Here is a 1,755-nt window from a genome sequence, read left to right on the forward strand (position 1 = left end):
TCGAATTCCGTTCGAATTCCGTGTCAAACCGTTTTTTACAAAACCGTCCGAACCAATCCACCAAATCCGCACCAAAGCAAACCCAGTAGACCGAAGCGACCTTCTAGTGAAAGCCGCCAATCAAGTCAAGCAAGAATTCCAAAGAAACCCTCGAAGAACTCGAGAAGACTTGAAGTGAATTCTTGTGAACCCTCTATCAAACCTTCCGGAGCCGCGCTTCTAGTGAAAGCCAAACCCCGTGTCAACCTCAAATTCTGCTGAATTTCAGCAAACCTTCGAAGCCAAATACTTCACCGAACCTTGGAATTCTTATCGAACTCTTTGCTTCAGTGAGGAGCGGTGCTTCTAGTGAGGCATCACTCCAGAGTCAACCGCCTCATTCTTCCGTCCTTTCGGAGGGCCAAGGCCGCAGCGAAGAGACAAAAAGGGATCCTTGGGCCGCCGAGGCTGCCCGCCTGGATCCGTTACCGAGTCGATTGGAGCGCGGAAACTAACGAAACCGGCCGAAGAAAGCAAGAGCCTTGCGGTTCCTGCCCCGTGGTCGCGATCGCGTTTCCGAGCGAGGGGCGGATATAGGCGTGTGACGACGCGGTGACAACCCCTCTCCGGTTGAATCCCGATCTGGCGGCTTGGGCTTTGGCGGCTTGGGCTTTGGCGGGGCCAGGTCGCACCCTTTGGTCGCTGTCGCCGGCCTCGTGCACGACTTGGCCGCCAAGCGCCGAGCAAGGCGCGTGTACCGCGGAGAATCGGGCGCCTTCCCTCCCCGCCGCTTATCCGGACATCGACTGAACGATGCCGCCCCTCGATTCAGCCTGCGCGCCAGAGATCGGCGCGCGCCCTACAGGAAGGCGGAAGCCGATCGACCCGCAGATCTTGCGCGACAAGAGTTGGAAGGGGCGGTCGAGGGCTGGAGAATCGCCGGCCGATTCCTTCGAACGCCCGTGGATCGAGACTGGTTTCATCGTCGAGAGGGGGAATCTCGGGCGGCGCGGGGTGCACGCCTTGATCCAGGTCGGCGTCGAGCCGCCGGTTTTGCGACCGCGAGACAGGCGTCCGATCGCCGCCGCCTCGCTTCAGCGGGAGGAATCGATACGATTCGCCGCGCGACGGGCGCGATCCGGGAGGTCTGCGGTGCATGGGATGCTGTTAGAAGGCGCCGCTCTGGATGGATCTTCGGATCGCAGCGCCTTGAGCTGGACCCGATTCTCGTTGAATTCGACCTCACCATGGGCGGACGAGGGCCGGTTTCGCGACTTCGACCTGGCAAATGCGATCCAGAATCCTGGCGTTGCGCGGATATGGCCCGCGGAGCAGCGACACCAGCGGCAGACGCGGGCGATTCCCGGCCTTGGCGGGCCGTCTAGTCGCCGAATGCGGACGTCCGGCGCCGTGAGACGGCGTCGTAGGCCGCCTTCGCAAGGGCCTTACAGGGCCCAGGCGATGCGATTCCCGGTGTTGCGGAGAAGTGGAGTCGCGGCGCGTCAGCTCGAGGCCTCTTGGGAAGGTCCCGGACACGCCCTCGAGCTGGGAGTTGCGAGGACCCGGCGGTAGACCGGCCTCGCCTGCGCGGAGATAGGCCCAAACGAAAATGGCCTCCCGAAGGAGGCCATTCTTGATCTTGGGTGCGGGGACAGGATTTGAACCTGTGACCTTCAGGTTATGAGCCTGACGAGCTACCGGGCTGCTCCACCCCGCGGCGAAGTGGGTAGTTTGTGTATCGTGGGTAGGGTTGGACTTTGGAGCGTGAGCTCTACA

1 tRNA gene is annotated in these 1,755 nt (G+C 61.4%); it reads right to left on the reverse strand.

Annotated features, from left to right (window positions below):
• Positions 1 to 1,619 precede the first annotated feature (1,619 nt).
• A tRNA-Met gene (locus tag AC1DYP_RS24755) sits at positions 1,620 to 1,696 on the reverse strand.
• Positions 1,697 to 1,755: the final 59 nt, after the last annotated feature.

The organism is Caulobacter sp. P1_D6, assembly GCF_056406095.1.